At 52.5% G+C, this 17565-nt stretch carries 13 protein-coding genes; 10 read left to right on the top strand and 3 right to left on the bottom strand.

Annotated elements, in window-relative coordinates; all coding sequences use genetic code 11:
- Window positions 1–3: 3 nt before the first annotated feature.
- From HXS66_RS00225 to HXS66_RS00215, 3 genes are all read right to left on the bottom strand, one after another.
- Window positions 4–1239: a mandelate racemase/muconate lactonizing enzyme family protein gene (locus HXS66_RS00225; RefSeq protein WP_176502594.1), complete on the bottom strand. Its 1236-nt coding sequence runs from the start codon at window positions 1237–1239 to the stop codon at window positions 4–6.
- Between the two features lie 172 nt (window positions 1240–1411).
- Window positions 1412–2836 carry an aldehyde dehydrogenase gene (aldA, locus tag HXS66_RS00220; protein ID WP_136938011.1) on the bottom strand — a complete coding sequence of 475 codons (1425 nt, stop codon included), beginning with the start codon at window positions 2834–2836 and terminating at the stop codon, window positions 1412–1414.
- A gap of 86 nt (window positions 2837–2922) precedes the next feature.
- Window positions 2923–3063, bottom strand: coding sequence for a hypothetical protein (locus HXS66_RS00215; RefSeq protein WP_176502593.1), 141 nt, complete (start codon window positions 3061–3063; stop codon window positions 2923–2925).
- Between the two features lie 301 nt (window positions 3064–3364).
- Between HXS66_RS00215 and HXS66_RS00210 the strand changes: the two genes are divergently transcribed.
- The 10 genes from HXS66_RS00210 (at window position 3365) to tssC (ending at window position 17495) form a co-directional block, all read left to right on the top strand.
- On the top strand, window positions 3365–5971 hold the full coding sequence (locus tag HXS66_RS00210; protein WP_176502592.1) for a type VI secretion system Vgr family protein: 2607 nt from the start codon (window positions 3365–3367) through the stop codon (window positions 5969–5971).
- Window position 5972: 1 nt separating this feature from the next.
- Window positions 5973–6863, top strand: a complete 891-nt coding sequence (locus HXS66_RS00205) for a DUF4123 domain-containing protein (RefSeq protein ID WP_176502591.1) — start codon at window positions 5973–5975, stop codon at window positions 6861–6863.
- 4 nt (window positions 6864–6867) lie between these two features.
- Entirely contained in the window at window positions 6868–10092 is a 3225-nt protein-coding gene (locus HXS66_RS00200) for a T6SS effector BTH_I2691 family protein (protein WP_176502590.1), read from the top strand.
- 3 nt (window positions 10093–10095) lie between these two features.
- Window positions 10096–10968 (top strand): tetratricopeptide repeat protein, encoded by an 873-nt coding sequence (locus HXS66_RS00195; protein ID WP_176502589.1) that lies wholly within the window; start codon window positions 10096–10098, stop codon window positions 10966–10968.
- Between the two features lie 159 nt (window positions 10969–11127).
- On the top strand, window positions 11128–12000 hold the full coding sequence (locus HXS66_RS00190; protein WP_176502588.1) for a tetratricopeptide repeat protein: 873 nt from the start codon (window positions 11128–11130) through the stop codon (window positions 11998–12000).
- 274 nt (window positions 12001–12274) lie between these two features.
- The gene (locus HXS66_RS00185; protein WP_176502587.1) at window positions 12275–13153 is read left to right on the top strand and encodes a tetratricopeptide repeat protein; all 879 of its coding nucleotides are present in this window, start codon (window positions 12275–12277) and stop codon (window positions 13151–13153) included.
- 975 nt (window positions 13154–14128) lie between these two features.
- Window positions 14129–14563, top strand: a complete 435-nt coding sequence (locus HXS66_RS00180) for a copper resistance protein NlpE N-terminal domain-containing protein (RefSeq protein ID WP_176502586.1) — start codon at window positions 14129–14131, stop codon at window positions 14561–14563.
- Window positions 14564–14609: 46 nt separating this feature from the next.
- Window positions 14610–15359 carry a hypothetical protein gene (locus HXS66_RS00175; RefSeq protein ID WP_084208888.1) on the top strand — a complete coding sequence of 250 codons (750 nt, stop codon included), beginning with the start codon at window positions 14610–14612 and terminating at the stop codon, window positions 15357–15359.
- Window positions 15360–15452: 93 nt separating this feature from the next.
- Window positions 15453–15980, top strand: a complete 528-nt coding sequence (gene tssB, locus HXS66_RS00170; protein WP_077377258.1) for a type VI secretion system contractile sheath small subunit — start codon at window positions 15453–15455, stop codon at window positions 15978–15980.
- Window positions 15981–15995: 15 nt separating this feature from the next.
- Window positions 15996–17495 carry a type VI secretion system contractile sheath large subunit gene (gene tssC, locus HXS66_RS00165; RefSeq protein WP_077377255.1) on the top strand — a complete coding sequence of 500 codons (1500 nt, stop codon included), beginning with the start codon at window positions 15996–15998 and terminating at the stop codon, window positions 17493–17495.
- Window positions 17496–17565 lie beyond the last annotated feature (70 nt).

The following is a 17565-nucleotide window of genomic DNA, read 5'->3' as shown; positions in this document are numbered from 1 at the left end:
GCGTTACGCCTCCGGCTTGCGCTTCCAGTCGGTGCTGGACTGTTCCTTCACGTCATAGGGACGCGGGTCCATGCTCAGGTGCAGTGTCCGGCCGGTGTAAGGCGAATTGGCCTTGACCACGTCCATGTCCAGCTCGACCCCCAAGCCTGGCTTGGTGGAGGGGATGATGTAGCCATCACGCCACTCGATCTTCTCCTTGAGCACATCGGCGTGGAAGCCATCCCAGGTGCCGATGCTTTCCTGAATCAGGAAGTTGGGCGTGGCGGTCGCCAGCTGGATGCTGGCCGCGGCGCCGACCGGGCCGTTGTAGAGGTGCGGCGCGATCTGGGCGTAATAGACTTCTGCCAGCGCCGCGATCTTCTTGCCTTCCAGAATGCCGCCGACGCGCCCCAGGTTCATCTGCAGGATGGAGGCCGCGTTGTTCTTGAGCACATCGTGGAATTCGTACTTGGTGGTCAGGCGCTCACCGGTCGCGACCGGAATGGAGGTGTGGTCTGCCACGCGCGCCATGGCTTCGCTCTGTCCCGGTGGTACCGGCTCTTCCAGCCACAGCGGGTCATAGGGCTCGAGATATTTGGCGAGACGAATGGCAGACGCCGGTGTCATCTGGCCGTGGGTGCCGAACAACAGATCACAGCTGTTGCCGACTGCTTCGCGGATGCGGCGGCAGAAGGTGGCGCTCTTGTCCATGCCTTCCAGAGACAGCATCTGACCGGAGTAGGCTGTGTAGGGGCCAGCCGGATCGAACTTCAATGCGGTGAAGCCCTTTTCCTTGTTCTCCAGTGCGCACTCGACGGCCAGCTCGACGTTGTCATAGTCGTAGTTGCCGCGTGCATCCTTGGGGTACAGGTAGGTGTAGGAACGCAGCTTGTCGTGGACCTTGCCACCGATCAGTTCATAGACTGGCAGGCCAGCCGCCTTGCCGACGATGTCCCAGCAGGCCATCTCGAGACCACTCAGCACGCCCATCATGGTGAGATCAGGGCGTTGGGTGAAGCCACTGGAAAAGGCTTCGCGGTACAGACGTTCAATATGATGCGGGTTCTTGCCTTCCAGATAACGCGAGAAGACATCGGCGATCGCCTTGCTCATGACTTCCGGATGGAAGGTGGCGGCATAGACTTCACCGACCCCTTCAATGCCGCAAGCGGTACGTAGCTGGACGAAGATCCAGTACATGCCGCCGACGTGGGGCGGCGGAGTGGCGACGATGTGTGTCTCGCAACTGACAACTTTCATGGTGGCAGGCCTTTCAGTGGTCACTGGCTAGCAGGATGGTGTGGGAGCGCACTGCCTGACATGCCGTCATTCGACGCCAACAGCGCGCTTCCGGAAAGAAATGGGGTAGGGCGTCAGCGCCTCCGAGGAGAGGGCTCCCCGGAGGCGTGACAGGCAAGACGGAATGGCGTGATCAGTAGTTCATCACGACCAGACGGGTCTGGGTGTAGTCGAGCATGCCGTGCTTGCCATCATCACCGCCCAGACCAGAGCGCTTCCAGCCGGCGTGGTAGCCCTGGTAGGGGTCCGCCGGGGTGCGGTTGATGTAGAGCTCGCCGGCTTCGATGTTGTTGGCGACCTTCATGGCAGTGCGATAGTTCTCGGTGAAGACCACGGAGGCCAGGCCGAACTGGTGATCGTTGGCCAGCTCCAGGGCTTCATCGATATCGCGGTAGGTCAGCACTGGCAGCACCGGACCGAAGATCTCTTCCTGCACGATCTCCATGTCCTGACGGCAACCGGTCAGCAGGGTCGGCGGGTAGAAGTGACCCTTGCCCTCGGGGATGTAGCCGCCGATTTCCAGAGTGGCGCCGTCATCGATGGCGCGTTCCACCATCTGATGGATGTTGAGACGCGAATTCTCGTTGATCAGCGGCCCCATCAGGCTGGCATCGTCCAGACGGTTGCCGAACTTGACGCCTTCCATCTGTTGCTTCAGCTGGGCGACGAAATCGTCATAGACGGATTCGTGCACATAGACACGCTCGATGGCGGTGCACAGCTGGCCACAGTTGGTGAGGGTAGAGGCCGCGATCTGTGCCGCTGCCTTGGCCAGATCGGCATCCGGCTCGACGATGGCCGGTGACTTGCCGCCCAGCTCCAACGAGGACTTGGCGATGTTGACCTGGGAATATTCCAGCACCTTGCGACCGGCACCGACGCTGCCGGTCAGGGTGATCATGCCCACCTTGGGATGAGTGCAGACGGCTTCCGCGGTGCCGTGGTCCATTGCCAGGATGTTGACGATGCCTGCCGGAATGCCGGCATCCTGGATCGCCTTGGCGATCTCGAAGGCGGAGGTCGGGGTGTTGTTGCTCGGACGCACGACCACGGCATTGCCGGTGATCAGCGCCGGGGCGATCTTGCGCAGCAGGGTGAACACCGGGTAGTTGAACGGAATCAGGCAGGCCACGACGCCGATGGGCTCACGCTGCAGCAGCAGGCTTTCATTGGGGGTGTCGCTGGGGACGATCTCGCCCTCGATACGACGTGCCCACTCGGCGTGGTAGCGCGTGATGTCGGCGGCGTAGACGGCTTCATTGGTGGCGTCTTCAAGGCTCTTGCCCGACTCATCTGCCAATGCCTGGCCGATGGCATCCTTGCGCGCCATCAGGGCCTCGGCAAGCTTGTGCATGTAGCCGGCACGCTCGGTGCTGGTCTTGGCACGCCAGTCCTTTTGAGCCTTGGCCGCAATGCTCACCGCTTCAAGCGCTTCGTCAGTGGTTGCTGCCTGCACCTGACCTACCAGTGCTTCGGTGGCCGGGTTGTAGACCGAAATCATCTCGCCCTGGGATGAGGCGACGAATTCGTTGTTGATGAAGTTCTTGTCAGTGCGCATGCATCACTCCTCCTGAATTTGGCTTACAGGCTATGAAGCGGTGCCAAGACTGTCAAACTGTTTTTCACATACGGAAGTTAAATTCCTTATATGGAATTTTTGATCGGGACTACCTTGATCGTCATGTCTTCCATGGCTGTCATGCCTGCCTGTGGCGGCGGCCATGCCATCGAGAGATTTCCGCTGGCATCCTGGGGCATGTCCTGTTCAGCGATGTCATCTGCCATGGCAGTGCTTCACGCTACATGCTGCCGGCGAAAAGAGAGTGGGAAAGCCGTTGGTTCTGACACGATGTCATGACGCGCGTGCAGGAATGTCAGGCGAGAATTCCCACATTTGAGTTGCCTCTTTCTGGCCCTTCATGGCGCATCTTTCGCTGGAATTAACGCGCTTTCAGCGTAAGTGTTCACTCTGTTCAGTCATTAACTAAATGAGAGCATTCCTATATGCTGTGCCACCTGATCGAGAGCCAGGGACGGGCCAGTGACCTCAGGCCATCGTCTACGTCAATTGCCAGGGATGCAGAACATGTCGGATTCATGGGGACTCGACGCTTTATTGTCGTCGTTTGATATCTCGCTGAGCCAGAACGAGCGCCTGCTCACGCTTGAGATGAGTGGTGCGGACTTTATCCCGCATCGATTGGTGGGGGAAGAGCGCATGTCGCGTCCCTTTGCCTATACCCTCGACTGCATTTCCCAGAATGGCGATATCGAGCTCAAGACCCTGATGGCGCAGCCGGCGGCGCTCTCGGTGCGTCAGGCCGATGGCAATTACCGCAAGCTCTCGGGGCTGGTCGAGTCGGCCGCACTGCTCGGCGAGGACGGTGGCGTCTTCTATTACCAGCTGACGCTGGTGCCGTGGATGGCGATGCTCAAGCTCGGCCGTGACAGCCGCATCTTCCAGGACCTCACCGCCGTCGAGGTGATCGAGTCGGTATTCTCGAATCACGCCATCGCGCAAGGCGAAGCCCAGGGTGGCTGGCGGCTGGATCTACGTCGCGAGTACCCGGCGCGCAGCTACTGCGTGCAGTATCGCGAGAGCGACTTCCAGTTCGTCAATCGTCTGATGGAGCAGGAAGGGCTGTTCTACTACTTCGAACACGCCTCTGACGACAGCGACTTCAATGGCCACCGCCTCGTCATCACCGACGATGTCGCGACCTGCGCGCCGGTCGAGCCACAAGTCATCCGCTTCCATCGCCAGGACGCCACTGAACTGGAAGACTCCATCACCCAGTGGAGCGGCCGCCGTCAGCAGCAACCGACGCGCGTCAGCCTCGGCACCTTCGATTACAAGCAGCCGGGCCTCGAAAAGCGCTCAGGCCAGGACACGCGCAGCGATCAGGGCAACCTCAGCGAGCAGGAAGTCTACGACTATCCCGGCGAGTACTATTTCGACGATCACTCGCGCGGTGAGCGTCTGACCGTCAATCGCCTTGAAGCTCACGAATCGCGCGCCAAGCGCTTCTACGGCGCCGGGGGTACCCGCCAGTTGAAGGTCGGCCGCTGGTTCGAGCTCAGCCAGCACGCCCGCCATGAAGACGGCGACTCAAGTGAGCGCGAATTCCTCGTGCTGGGCCTGACCGTCTGTGCCGAGAATGCACTGCCGGTCTCCGCGCACCTCAAGGCGCTGCCGGGCAGCCTGCAGGCGCGCATGGCCGAGGCGCGCCAGGCGCATGGCCTCAATGAAAGTGCCCACGAAGACTATGCCGATGTCGGCACTGGTCAATATCTGATCGACTTCGAATCCCAGCGCCTCAGTCAGCCGTATCGTCCGTCGCTCGATCATCCGCGGCCCAACCTCGGCGGCCCGCAGACCGCGATCGTCGTCGGGCCCGCGAATGAAGAGATCCACACCGACTCGCTCAACCGCGTGCGCGTGCAGTTCCACTGGGATCGCAGCGAGAAGGGCGCCGCTGACGCCAGCTGCTGGCTGCGTGTCGCGCAACCCAACGCCGGTGCCGGCTGGGGCAGTGTGTTCGTGCCGCGTATCGGTCAGGAAGTCATCGTCGATTTCCTCGAAGGCGATGCGGATCGGCCGTTGATCACCGGGCGGGTCTACAACGGCGACCAGACGCCGCAATGGCACTCCAACGGCCTGCTCTCGGGCCTCAAGAGCAAGACCTACCGCGGCAACAAGTACAACGAGCTGGTGTTCGATGACGCCACCGATCAGGAGCGTGTGCGCCTGAACTCGGAGCACGAGAAATCCCAGCTCAATCTCGGCTATCTGATCCACCAGCAGGGCAACACACGCGGCAGCTTCCGCGGTACTGGCTTCGAGCTGCGCTCGGACGCCTACGGCGCCATCCGCGCCAACAGCGGGCTTATGCTCAGTAGCTGGGGGCAGATCGCGGCCAGTGGCGAGCAGCTGGATCTCTCTCCTGCACAACAGCAACTCGCCAGCGCCTATCAGCTAGCCAATACGCTCAGCGACAGCGCCACCAGCCACAACGCCGAGGCGCTCGCGGCGCGCACGCAGATCAAGCAGGCCAGCGACGATACCCAAGGCACTTATGGCGCCGATGACAGCGGTAGCCGCTTCGACGGTAGCTCAGCCCAGAGCGCCACCAATGGCGGGCGAGGGCAGGCAGCGCGCCTGAATGCGCCCTGGCTGCATCTCACATCCCCCGCCGGCATCGCCACCAGTACGCCGGAATCGACGCACTTGGCACAGGGCCGCTCGCTCAGCGTCACCAGTGGCGAAGACATCAACCTGGCCACCGGGCGCAGTCTGGTAGGCGCCGTGGTCGAGAAGTTCTCGCTGTTCGTGCAGCGCTCCGGCATCAAGCTGTTTGCCGGCAAGGGCAAGGTCGAAGTTCAGGCGCAAAGCGATGCGATGGACCTGACGGCGGAAAAGGACGTCACCATCACCTCCACCGAGAACGACATCGATATCAATGCCGCCAAGGAGATTCTGCTCACCTGTGGTGGTGCCTATGTCCGCCTCAAGGACGGCAATATCGAACTGCACGCGCCGGGCAAGATAGATGTCAAAGGTGCGCAGCACAGCTTCGGTGGGCCGACGAGTCTGAATGCCGCGATGACGGAATTGCCGGAAGGCGAAGACTTGCTGTGTCCGAGTAAAGGACAAAGCGCTGCCGCCAATGGCGACGGTGTGGTGGAGTCCTGATATGGCCATGCTGGATGAGGCGGAATTCCTGCAGGTGGCAAGACAAGCGGCTACCGAGTCACGCCTATATCGCGTGGTAGATCCGAGCAATACGCCGCAGCGCGCATTGAGTGCGAAGGACCAGAAATCCGTGGGCCTGGTACGCAACGGATTCTATGCCCAGACGCCATCGCAGAAACTCTATCTACAACCGGTGCCGCCAGAAACGCACCTGGGCAAAGAGCTGGAGAAGGAGAGGCAGCAACGCTCTGCAAGCCTCAGCACTCCGGTCGCGTTCGGTGGCTGGGTCATCACAGCCCAGCCGCTCTCCAGCGTGGTGTCATATTTCCAGCGCCAACTTGAGCAGACGACCCCGGAAGGCAAGAAGGCGCTGCTGCGCTTTCATGACCCCAGGGTATTGGAGCGCCTCGAGGCGATTCTTGACCGCGAGCAGCTATCGGCATTGCTGGGGCCTGTCGATCAGTGGATCTACCTGGATAACGCCCACGCGCTGCAGAGCATCGCACCACACAGTGAGCAGCGTCACCTCGGGAGATTGAACCTGACATTGCGGCAGTGGTCTGCCATTAGACGGATAGGGATGCTGAATCATTGCCTGGAGCTCTATCGCACGCTGCCGAAAGAGAGCAAGGCCGGTTATGTGGATGCCGCAACTGCCGATGCGTTATTGGTCGCCGCAAAGGAGTGTGGTCTGGAAGAGCGACAGGATATCTCGGTCTTCGTGCTCCATGGGATGGTCACATATCCGAAGTTCTATCAGCATCCGATCATGCGCCAGTTACTGAGCGCCAGAGCGATACCTGATTGCAGCACTCACAGCTATATCAGCTTGACCAGCAAGCTTGAGAGCGCCGATTGGGACAAGATCATGGAAAGCAGGGAAAAGGTATAACCTCATGTCAGGTCAAATAGTAAATCAGCATGTCGCTATGAGTGTCGTGAATGGCGAATGTCGTTTCTGCAAGCGTACTGGCTTTCCGATCCTGCCTGTTCGATATGCTGTCTGCCAACGTAATGATGCCAATCAGCAAATCCCTGAATTGTCAGAAGATAGGGTGAAGGCTTTTACTGACATAAAGCTGGATCAGACACTTGAAAACGGTAAGCGCACCACGCGCGTGGTTCCCTCTGAGGTCAAGGAAGAGATAGCTCATAGCACCTCCAGTCAGGTCAATAAATATATCCTTCGCCAATTGCGCAGCGGCTATCTTTACTTGTTCGATAAAGACAACCCCGATGGCATGTATTGGTCCGCATTTGCGATTACCGCCGATGGAAAATATTACCAGTTCCCCGTCAAGCAGCCCCCATCTCTGGACAAGATGGCGATGCCGTGTACGCTCGAGTCAGGCAATAGAGATGGCGAGAGTGATGAAGAAAAAGTCACACGCGTCAAGAATGAATCGTTACAAGCCTCTCTGGTCACTATCACGACTCCTGACAAGAGCGGTGATGTGTATTATGCCTATACGGAACATGCATGGCCTGAAGGGTTTCTGGATGAGGTGAAATCCAGAATTCTCAGCGGTGATCCCTGGTGTGACAAGTATCTGCAGAAATTCAATGTTCCTGACTGGAAAGCAGGGGTAGCACAAGATCATGCTTTCAGCTTGGAAGAGCTGGATCAGGTCGCTGAATATAGTCCCGGTGCAGCAGGGCTGGATGAGCAATTCTGGTCCAGTGGACCAAAGCGTGATCTCTATAGCCCAGAAGAAATGAAGCAGACGATGAGCGAGCGTCTCAGATATGCCTCGACGGACTACGAGGGCAGAGGCTTGATCCTCGCGGTCAATGACGAAATAGGTATTATCCAAGAGCTCAACGCTTATCGTCACCAGGCGCTTGCTGCAATTGATGAATATTTTGATCCTGAGAAAGGAAATGAAGAGCGTCGTAGGATGAAGTTGTGTAGCAATGCTATTAAGGAATTCAAGGATAGTTTTGCTACATCATATAAACTTGTGGATGAAAATCGTCCTAAGGTGACTGGTCCTGCTTCTGTAGCCAAACAAATAGATTATGACATACTGAAGTCTAGGCAGGAGAGCACCCATGAGAACTTTAACGAGCAGATTGATAGAATATATGACTCTAAAGCGCTGATAGAGTTTGATAGAAAGTATAAAGATCATACTCGGAAATGTGATTTTTTGATGCGTGTGCATGATGATGATTATGCGCAGTGGTTGTACAAATATTCACAATCCTTAGTTCCCGGGTGTTTTTTCAATAACTTGGAGATTGGAGGGTTATACACAGATATAGTCTCACGGCTAATCAAGGGTGGGATATTGTCACCTGCCAGTGCATCCTGTTGGAAAGAGCTAACGGAAGATGTACTGAAAGATGATTCGTTTGTTATATCTGTCCTTTTCATGTTCGATAAGGATTTGATCGCTGATGCCTCGTTGGATACTTCGCAGCTGAGTGACGGTACCTACTTGGATGAAAGTAAGCTCCTGAAATGGCTTGCAGTCTTCGATGCTATCTTTGAAAGTTGTTCATATCAGACAAAAAATAAAGAAGAATTATACGAGACGATTATCAATTCTCAAGTTTTAAATATCCAATCTATTGGGTATTCGTTTGTCTATTTTCTGCAGCACTCTGTTAACGTTAATCTCTTTAATTCGAATGCTAATCAAACAGTAGAAGAAAAAGCACTTGATAAATTCATGAAGTTAGTGCAAATGTCATGTATGGCAGGAGGAAATGCCTCTTCGAAAGAAGTTTCATTTATTCTTCTTGAGCGTAAGACGGTGACACTATCAAACTATGAAGAATGGTTGCATGATTATCAGGATAAGATTATAAATAGTTCGAAAAAGAAAGCTGAGAATTTTAAATCAGAACCAGCTAGCAATGGTGGAAAGTCTAATATTCCTCTTCTGAGATGTATGTCTGGTACAAGTAAGTGTATAGAAGTAGTAATTCCAACCCATACGCTTAAACAGAAAGATAATATCAATCAGGCCTATAGCCTATCTAATGATACAGGAAATTATATTGAATATGCAGGGGCTGCGGCCACTGTATTAGAAGGCATAACAGAAGAAAAAATAACCTCTAGTAGCTATGGCAAAATTATACCTGCTGTACTCGCTATGGCCGGAGTAGCATTATCTGTCAGTAAGAATAAGGTGGAAGGTGAAGAAATAAAGTTTCACGCGATAGTATCAAACATAGCCTCAATAGGTGCTGCATCAATAAAGTTGGCAGAAGGTGTTTCGGCCCATATTCCTGCTAATTCTTGGGCCAGCTTCTCATTGAGTACACGATGGACTGTACTTGGGAATTTTTTAGGGCGTGTTTCTGGTTTGATTGCTCTTTATGATATAGTCGATAAATTTGATCAAGCCAACTCCGATAAACATAATGGCAGAGCTATTAGCGAAGAAAATAATAATATGATGGCTTCAGTAACCGCAAGCGCTACAGCTGTCGGTTTAATTGCAGGCTATCTTATCGCTGGAGTTATGGCAAGTTTGCTCGTAGGGGCTGTAATAGCGTTCGCGGTAATTGCCATCGGTATTAATTGGTATAAGACCTATGTCCCTGGTGCTGTTGAGACTTGGATTAGTAGAAGCTTCATCGGGTATGATACCGGCGGTATTCAGAAGTATGAGAACGCAAGTTCTGAGCTAAACGGATTGAATATGGTGTTTAGTGGTATTGAAATCGAGTTCTACATAAAAGATATATCATCAGACATAGATGAAGATGTGAGAGATCAACTAGCCGTTACATTGGGTGGCGAGTTATCGGTTTATTATATTGTTGAGTTTGTGATCAAAACTCCTGATATGAACGATTCTACCCTGAGTATTCAATACATTTCTTTAGATAAAGCTAAAACTTATGCAAGTATAAATCTTGAGTACACTGAGGATGCGATCGAGGAAGTAAAAGGTCATAACAATAGAGTCTTAACTCCAAATAGTAGATCATCTACAGATAATGGTATAAAGGTAGATGTTTCTAATAGTAACAATCGATATGTGATTGGCTCTAAATCTATATATAGTCAGTTAGATGCTCAAGATCTAGCTCTTAGAGTAGTGTTATCACAGGGTGAATCCCAGCTAGAAGATACAATCTATATTAAAAGAGAGGAGCTCTAAGCGATGCTTAAAGTGGCTGTGTCAATTTTTATATTATTGGCTGGTATTAATTGTGCTAAAGCCGATATTCTTTATCAAGATAATTTGTCTGACAGCTTTGGACAAGAATATTCATCTTATAATTACTATCAGCTCATCGATAAAGGTTCAAAGAGAACCCCTAGAGAAGAGTATTTTCTAGCATTTGCGTACTTGATAAACGAAAATAATGTGCTTAAAGAAACTAATGTATGTAAAGCTTTTCATGGTTTCGAAAGCGCATCAAAAAGTGGAATTGTTGATGCGACCTTTAATGTTGCAATAATGTATTATAATGGACAGTGTGTTGAGCGTAACTTAGATAAAACACGTAGTTTCCTAACTCGTGCAGCAGAACAACAGTATGTTCAAGCCCAAGCGCTACTTGGGCGTGCTTATTGGGGAGAGGATGTTGAAGATCTTTATGAAACTGACAATGCAGCGGCCAGAAAATGGCTTGAAAAAGCAGCGAATAATGGCGATGCTCCTTCAGCTATAGGGCTTTCCTATTTATATGAACATGCTTTGGGAGGGAGTGAAAATCCGGAGTTAGCTTTCAAATGGAGACTCAAAGCTTCTAGTTTACCCTATGGTGAATTTGCTATGGGTTATTTTCTCCCTTTGGCACGCTACTATGAAAATGGTTACGGTACTGAAGTCGACTTGATTCAAGCCTATAAGTATTATGATTTAAGCGGTAGTGTCGGAGGCGCAGGACTTTCTCGAGTCTCTAAAAAAATGACCAGTGAGCAGATAGCTGATGCCAGGCAACAATCTAGACACTGGCAAGAAGAAAATCGTCGTTTCAATCCCGGCTATAATGGCCTTCAGCGTCAATCTGACGGTAGCTACCGCTAGTGGACTAATTCCATTTTAGTGTTGTACATAAAGCCCGAGTTTATCTAGGCCTCGGGCTTTTATAGATGCTATATTTTAAGATCATTGGTGATATTGTGACAAAGTTCATACAATATTATCTTGAAAACATATAATTCAACTTATTTTGCGCAGGTTATAGTGAAACTATTCATTTCTATTGTGCTTTTGACGCTATTGTTAGGATGTTCAAACGATATAGAAAATAAAAGTTCAACAGCCGAAAAAATGATCCATGAGCCTTTTGTGGTTCAAATTGATAATACAGGGCCTTCTTTTTTTAAAAACGATAAATTGAGAGATATTGAATACGTAAGAAAGGAATACCTTAGCGGAAATATGGTTAAGGGTTATTTTTATGCGTTACTTTTGCTTCAAAGCAAAAATGACATAGATGAGAAAAAAAAGGGCCTAAAAGTACTTAGAGACGTGTGGGAAAATGGGTTGGTAGATGCGGGGTTTAATTTATTTAACATATACTATCAAGGTGAGTTAGTGGATGAGAACAAGCAAAAAGCTTTATCTTACCTGATTAAGTCAGCTGAGTTAGGGTATTTTGCATCTCAAAGGAAATTAGGCTTGTTATATTCGGGAGATGATACGTATATAGATGATCTATTGACTAAAGATTCAGAAAAAGCTTTTGCATGGTTCGTTAGAGCTGCAAAAAATAATGATAAGTTATCAGCGGTCAATGTTGCTTATATGTTATATAACGGAGTGGGTGTAAAGAAGAGTGATAAAAAAGCCTTTGAATGGCTCCTTAAGGCTACTAAGATGCCAGCAGGTAGTAATACTAGTGTCTATATGGCCATAGGTAGATATTATGAAAAAGGAATCGGTACTAATATTGATCTAGTGCAAGCATATAAGTATTATGACCAATTGCAGCCTGCTAAAGATAAAGATAAAATTAGAATCATGAAAAGCATGACTAATGAAGAAATAGCTAAAGCAAAGCGACTATCTTTAGAGCTGCAGGAAGAAACTAATACTTACGTTATGCCTAGGTAGTAAATTATTGTTTTAAAGTAAGGGGGCATATCGAATGTGCCCTTCTACTGAGTTACTTGTGATGAATTAAAATTTAATTACTAATACTCTTCAATACTTGAAAGGGTTAGTTTTTGGAACCTAGGTGTAATGTTTTAGCTAACTTGTAGAGTATTGAGCTTATTTTATGCTCAGAACTCAATATTACGGATTATTCTACTATCAGGTTTATTGATAATTTAATTTTAAGTCCCAATATATTTTATAGGAGTGACAGTTTTATGAGGCTAGTGATTTGATTGTCAAACATATTTTCTTTTCTATTTGTATTATTTTGTTTAGCGTGAATCCCGCTAGCGCAAAGGTTTACTATCAGACTAATAATGTGAAAGCTTTTAGTGAAGAGTATGCATCCTATAACTATAGCGACCTGATTGAAAAAGGGGAGGCAAGGGCAGCTAGAGAAGAATATTTCTTATCTTATGCATATCTTAGAAATAAAAATAATGTCTTTGATGATATAGATTATTGCAAGGCGATGGATGGGTTTAAAATTGCTTCAAAAAATGATGTTGCAGATGCCTCTTATGTTGTGGCTATTATGTACTACAATGGATTGTGTGTTGATCGAAATTTAGAGAAAGCTAGAAAGTTTCTAATACTATCAGGAAGTCGTGGTTATGTGCAGGCTCAAGCATTACTAGGTCGAGCATATTGGGGAGAGAATGCCAGAGACCTTTTTGCGAAGGATACTGTAAAAGCCAGGCATTGGCTGGAGAAAGCCGCTAATAATGGTGACGCTCCTTCTGCTATAGGACTTTCCTATTTGTATGAGCATGGCTTAGGCGGAGATGAATATCCAGAGTTAGCTTTCAAATGGAGACGAAAGGCAAGTAGTCTTCCATATGGTGAATTTGCAATGGCATACTTTCAGCCTTTGGCTCGTTATTATGAAAATGGTTACGGTACTGAAGCCGACTTGGTACAAGCCTATAAGTATTATGATTTAAGCGGTAGTGTCGGTGGCGCAGGACGTTTACGAGTCTCTAAAAAAATGACTAATGAGCAGATAGTTGAAGCCAGGCAACAATCTAAACACTGGCAAGAAGAAAATCGTCGCTTCAATCCCGGCTACAACGGGCTTGAGCATCAATCCGACGGTAGCTACCGCTAGTAGACTCTCTTGACTCCAGTGTTGTGCAGGCAGCCCGAGCCCTTCCAGGTCTCGGGCTTTTCGTGCTGGGGCTTTCAATGCTTGCTGATGATCGTGAGTCAGTTCCGACCAAAGGGAGGGGGGGATGAGTTTGTAGCAAAGCAAGGCGATCAGGATGGCCTATGACTCGCTAGCGCATGGGCGAGAGAGGCTGGTTGCGGTTCTGCTAGCGCTGGTCGCCATGAATGAGCGTGAAGAGGCTGCATGGGTGCGCAATGGTCGCCTGCATGACTGAGAGGTCAGGAAGTGCGGCAAGCGAAAAAAGAAGACATCGCTGGTCAATAATGAGGGTTTTCATCAACATGATGACCCTGTCATTTTACTCAGTGAAGGGATCGTTTATAATATTAGTTTAAGCTGATTGAAAGTGTCAGAAGAAATGGCGTCGCGTAATGGGCAACTGTCTTGTCATATTTGTGTTACCCAATCTCGGTATTTTTGTAACACTTTTGTTCCAGTATGGTATAGGGCAGCATGTCATTGTTCTGATGGTGTTTTCCCCACCTGCGTGCCAGGTGGTGGTAAGTCGGGAGTGGCGGGGCAGTATTGAGTCCTTACTATCGCTACAGGGTAGGTACGGCAGGCCTCACCGTCATATGATTGCGACACCATGGAAGATGGCGCCGTTAGCTCTACGGCGTGGCAAACATGGTGTTAATCGTTATTTAAACGATACTTGTGTTGCTTTTCTTGCTGGAATCTCTACCTGCAATATGTTTCCATATTCGCGTCTGCGCTAGAACAAATATACAGATTTACCTTCTATGTATCGTCAACGCTTTTCCTTCTGTATGCCCGCCGCAAGATGTCACCTATTTACGGTATCGAGCACGTCAATCAGAGGGGAGTGGTGGCAAGACGTTGTCTTGATTTATCTGACAGGGAAGCAGATTGATGTCAAGAAATGGCGGCATGTCCTTACCAGGCGGTGAAACCTTGAAGACTCCTTTTATTGCCATTGTCGGGTCATTGATGGTGGGGCTCCTGCTGCTGAGCGGTTGCAGCTCTACACCGGACACAGGCCCTGCCGACTACACGCCCCCGCCCATCGAGCGTTTCGTCGGCACGCTTCCCTGCCAGGACTGCCGCCTCATCCGTGCGGATCTGACCCTGCACCGTGATCCCGAAAGTGGCGAGCCCACGGCGTTCTTCCTGCAGGAAGCGCATGTAGATGCCGTGGGTGGAGACTTCGTGACCACGCAGTGGGGCGACTTCGAGGCCGAGACATCCGACAGCACCACCTATCTGCATCTCGAGCGGGATACGCCCTTGAACCTGAAGATGCAGGAGGGCGGCGATACCCTGGAGTTGATGGGGCAGAAGGGCGCTGACAGCGATTACGAGTTCACCCGTGCCGAGCCGCTTGGCTGAGGTTCACCACGCGTTGCGCAGGACCTGCGCACGGAGAGTATCTGACATGGATTCGTCTTTTGACATTGAAGCCTTCATTCGACAGCGCAAGCAGACGCGTGTGGTCAGTGACCTGTTGTATGAGAACGCCTCGGATTATCTGACGACCCTGGGGGCCTTGATTCGCCCGCAGATGATCTTTGGCGAATACCTGCAAGGGGCACCGCGCGGTAGCGGCCGTGAGGCCCAGCATGCCTTCAAGGAATTCACCGCTCTCTATGACTCCACGGCCAATGCCGAGCCTTTCCGCTTGCTGCAGGAGCTGGATGTGCCGCTGGAGCTTCTGAGCACGGCCCCGCGTCTCTATCCGCATGAATATGATGTACGTCTCGAGTCCACTGGCAAGGTGATTCGCGTCACCAGCCCGACCCGCTGGGTGGTGGGTTTCGATGGCTTCTCGCTGCAACGCTTCCGTCACATCATCAAGGACCCCAATCGCAGCACCGCCGAGCTGCTGCGCTACGTGGTGCACTATCTGATGCTGTTCTATTGCGTCAATCGTGCCCCGGGCCTCGGGCGACTGTTGCTGGGGCTGCGCTTCCCGGTCAGTTTCGAGAAGCTCGGCGAGTTCGGCAGCATGCCGTTCTGCGTGGTGGGGTCTCCCATCACCTCGCACCTGCCGGAGCAGGACACCATCCTGCGCAGCACCGAAATCGCCGGCAATGACACCTTTGAAGAACTGATCGATGTCGCGGACATCGAGTCAATGGATGACGCCGTCAAGCAGCGGCTGCTCAGGGCGATCGCCGCTGTCTGAGTGGCGTGTCAGCGGCGATGTTCCGGCTGATTCAGCGGGACCCCATTTTTGCTTCGCGCAACCACTTTACAACTGCACATAAGGAAATGCCCCATGGCGGAGAGGGATAGCACACAACACAAGCTGGGACGCATTCGCGCACCCCGTGTCCAGATCACCTATGACGTCGAGATCGGTGACAGCCAGGAGCAGAAGGAACTGCCGTTTGTGGTCGGTGCCGTCGGTGATTACACCGGCAACCCGCTCAGCCCGCCGCCCAAGCTCAAGGACCGCAAGTTCGTCGCCATCGACCGCGACAACTTCAATGGCGTCCTCAAGGGCTTGAAGCCGCGCCTTGCCTATCGCGTCGACAACACGCTGAGCAAGGATGGTACCCAGCTGCCGGTCGAGCTGAATTTCAACTCGCTGGAAGACTTCGAGCCGCAGAATGTCGTCAAGCAGGTCGAGCCGCTGCGCAAGCTTCTGGACGTGCGCAACAAGCTCGCCGATCTGCGCAACAAGATGGGCGGCAACGACAAGCTGGAAGAGCTGCTGATGGACGTGCTCCAGAACAGCGAGAAGCTCAAGACGCTGGGCGACGAGTTCGGTCGCGAGCAAGCCGTGCGCAAAGACGACAACTGATTGCGGAGTCAGACCATGAGTGACAATCGTAGTGAATCAGCAGTGGCACCGCAGGCACAGGATACCGTCTTCGCGCCGCAGTCTTCCTTGCTCGACAGCATCATCTCCGAGAGCCGCGTGGCGCGCTCCGAGACCGAGCGCACCCGTGCGCGCGACCTGATCGAAGAGCTGGTCGCCCAGGTGCTGGATGGCGAAGTCATGCCCAGTAAGGACCTCATCGCCGTGCTGGATGCGCGTATCGCCGAGATCGACGCGATGCTCTCCGAGCAGATGAACGAAGTCATGCACGCCAGTGAGTTCCAGAAGCTGGAATCCTCCTGGCGCGGTCTGCGCTATCTGGTCGATCAGACCGAGACCGGCAGCAACATGAAGATCCAGATGCTCAACGCCACCAAGAAGGAATTGGTGCGTGACCTGAAATCGGCGCCGGAATTCGATCAGAGCGCGCTGTTCAAGAAGGTCTACGAAGAAGAGTACGGTACCTTCGGTGGCGCGCCGTTCGGCATGCTGGTCGGCGATTACGAATTCTCGCGCAGTCCGGAAGACATCTATCTGCTGGAGCAGATCTCCCACGTGGCCGCCTCGGCGCACGCACCCTTCATCTCCGCGGCGTCTCCGGAGCTGTTCGGCTGGGACTCCTTCACCGAGATGAGCGGTCCGCGTGATCTGTCCAAGATCTTCGACACCGTCGAATACGCCAAGTGGAAGTCGTTCCGCAACTCCGAAGATGCGCGCTATGTCGGTCTGACGCTGCCGCACGTGCTGGGCCGTCTGCCGTATGGCCCGGACACCACGCCGGTCGAGGAATTCAACTTCGTCGAGAACGTCGATGGCCGTGAGCACAACAAGTATCTGTGGATGAACGCGGCTTACGCCATGGGCTCGCGCGTGACTGACGCCTTCGCCAACTATGGCTGGTGTGTCGCCATTCGCGGTGTCGAGGGCGGTGGCCTGGTCGAGAACCTGCCGACCCACACCTTCCAGACCGACGATGGTGAAGTGGCACTGAAGTGCCCGACCGAGATCGCCGTGACCGACCGTCGCGAGAAGGAGCTGGCAGACCTGGGCTTCATCCCGCTGGTGCACTGCAAGGGCACGGACTACGCCGCCTTCTTCGGCACTCAGTCCGCCCAGAAGCAGAAGACGTACAACACCGACGTGGCCAACGCCAACGCGCGGCTGTCCTCGCAGATGCAGTACATCTTCGCCACCTCACGCATCGCGCATTACATGAAGGCGATCATGCGTGACAAGGTCGGCAGTTTCGCCTCGCGCACCAGTGTCGAGCGCTACCTGAACGACTGGCTGTCCCAGTACGTGCTGCTGGACGACAACGCCAGCCAGGAAGCCAAGGCGCAGTTCCCGCTGCGTGAAGCACGTGTCGAAGTCGCGGAAGTCCCGGGCAAGCCGGGTGTCTTCAAGGCCGTGACCTTCCTGCGGCCGCACTACCAGCTGGATGAACTGACCGCCTCGCTGCGCCTGGTCGCAGAGCTGCCGCAGTCCACTCGTAGCTGATGACGTCTCGTCACTGAAGACCCCTCGCTCTTTTCCCTGCGTGTCCTGCACGCCCGCATCGTCAGACTGG

The organism is Cobetia sp. 5-11-6-3 (assembly GCF_013374055.1).
GTDB lineage: Bacteria > Pseudomonadota > Gammaproteobacteria > Pseudomonadales > Halomonadaceae > Cobetia > Cobetia marina.
The sequence above is the reverse complement of the archived record's forward strand: the minus strand, read 5'-3'. Positions and strand labels throughout refer to the sequence as shown.

What these genes read in the sequence shown, in the direction of transcription:
- HXS66_RS00195 (WP_176502589.1), top strand. Translation starts at nt 10,096, where the DNA reads ATGCTTAAAGTGGCTGTGTCAATTTTTATATTATTGGCTGGTATTAAT.
- HXS66_RS00210 (WP_176502592.1), top strand. Translation starts at nt 3,365, where the DNA reads ATGTCGGATTCATGGGGACTCGACGCTTTATTGTCGTCGTTTGATATC.
- aldA (WP_136938011.1), bottom strand. Translation starts at nt 2,836, where the DNA reads ATGCGCACTGACAAGAACTTCATCAACAACGAATTCGTCGCCTCATCC.
- tssC (WP_077377255.1), top strand. Translation starts at nt 15,996, where the DNA reads ATGAGTGACAATCGTAGTGAATCAGCAGTGGCACCGCAGGCACAGGAT.
- HXS66_RS00205 (WP_176502591.1), top strand. Translation starts at nt 5,973, where the DNA reads ATGGCCATGCTGGATGAGGCGGAATTCCTGCAGGTGGCAAGACAAGCG.
- HXS66_RS00175 (WP_084208888.1), top strand. Translation starts at nt 14,610, where the DNA reads ATGGATTCGTCTTTTGACATTGAAGCCTTCATTCGACAGCGCAAGCAG.
- HXS66_RS00215 (WP_176502593.1), bottom strand. Translation starts at nt 3,063, where the DNA reads ATGGCAGATGACATCGCTGAACAGGACATGCCCCAGGATGCCAGCGGA.
- tssB (WP_077377258.1), top strand. Translation starts at nt 15,453, where the DNA reads ATGGCGGAGAGGGATAGCACACAACACAAGCTGGGACGCATTCGCGCA.
- HXS66_RS00200 (WP_176502590.1), top strand. Translation starts at nt 6,868, where the DNA reads ATGTCAGGTCAAATAGTAAATCAGCATGTCGCTATGAGTGTCGTGAAT.
- HXS66_RS00225 (WP_176502594.1), bottom strand. Translation starts at nt 1,239, where the DNA reads ATGAAAGTTGTCAGTTGCGAGACACACATCGTCGCCACTCCGCCGCCC.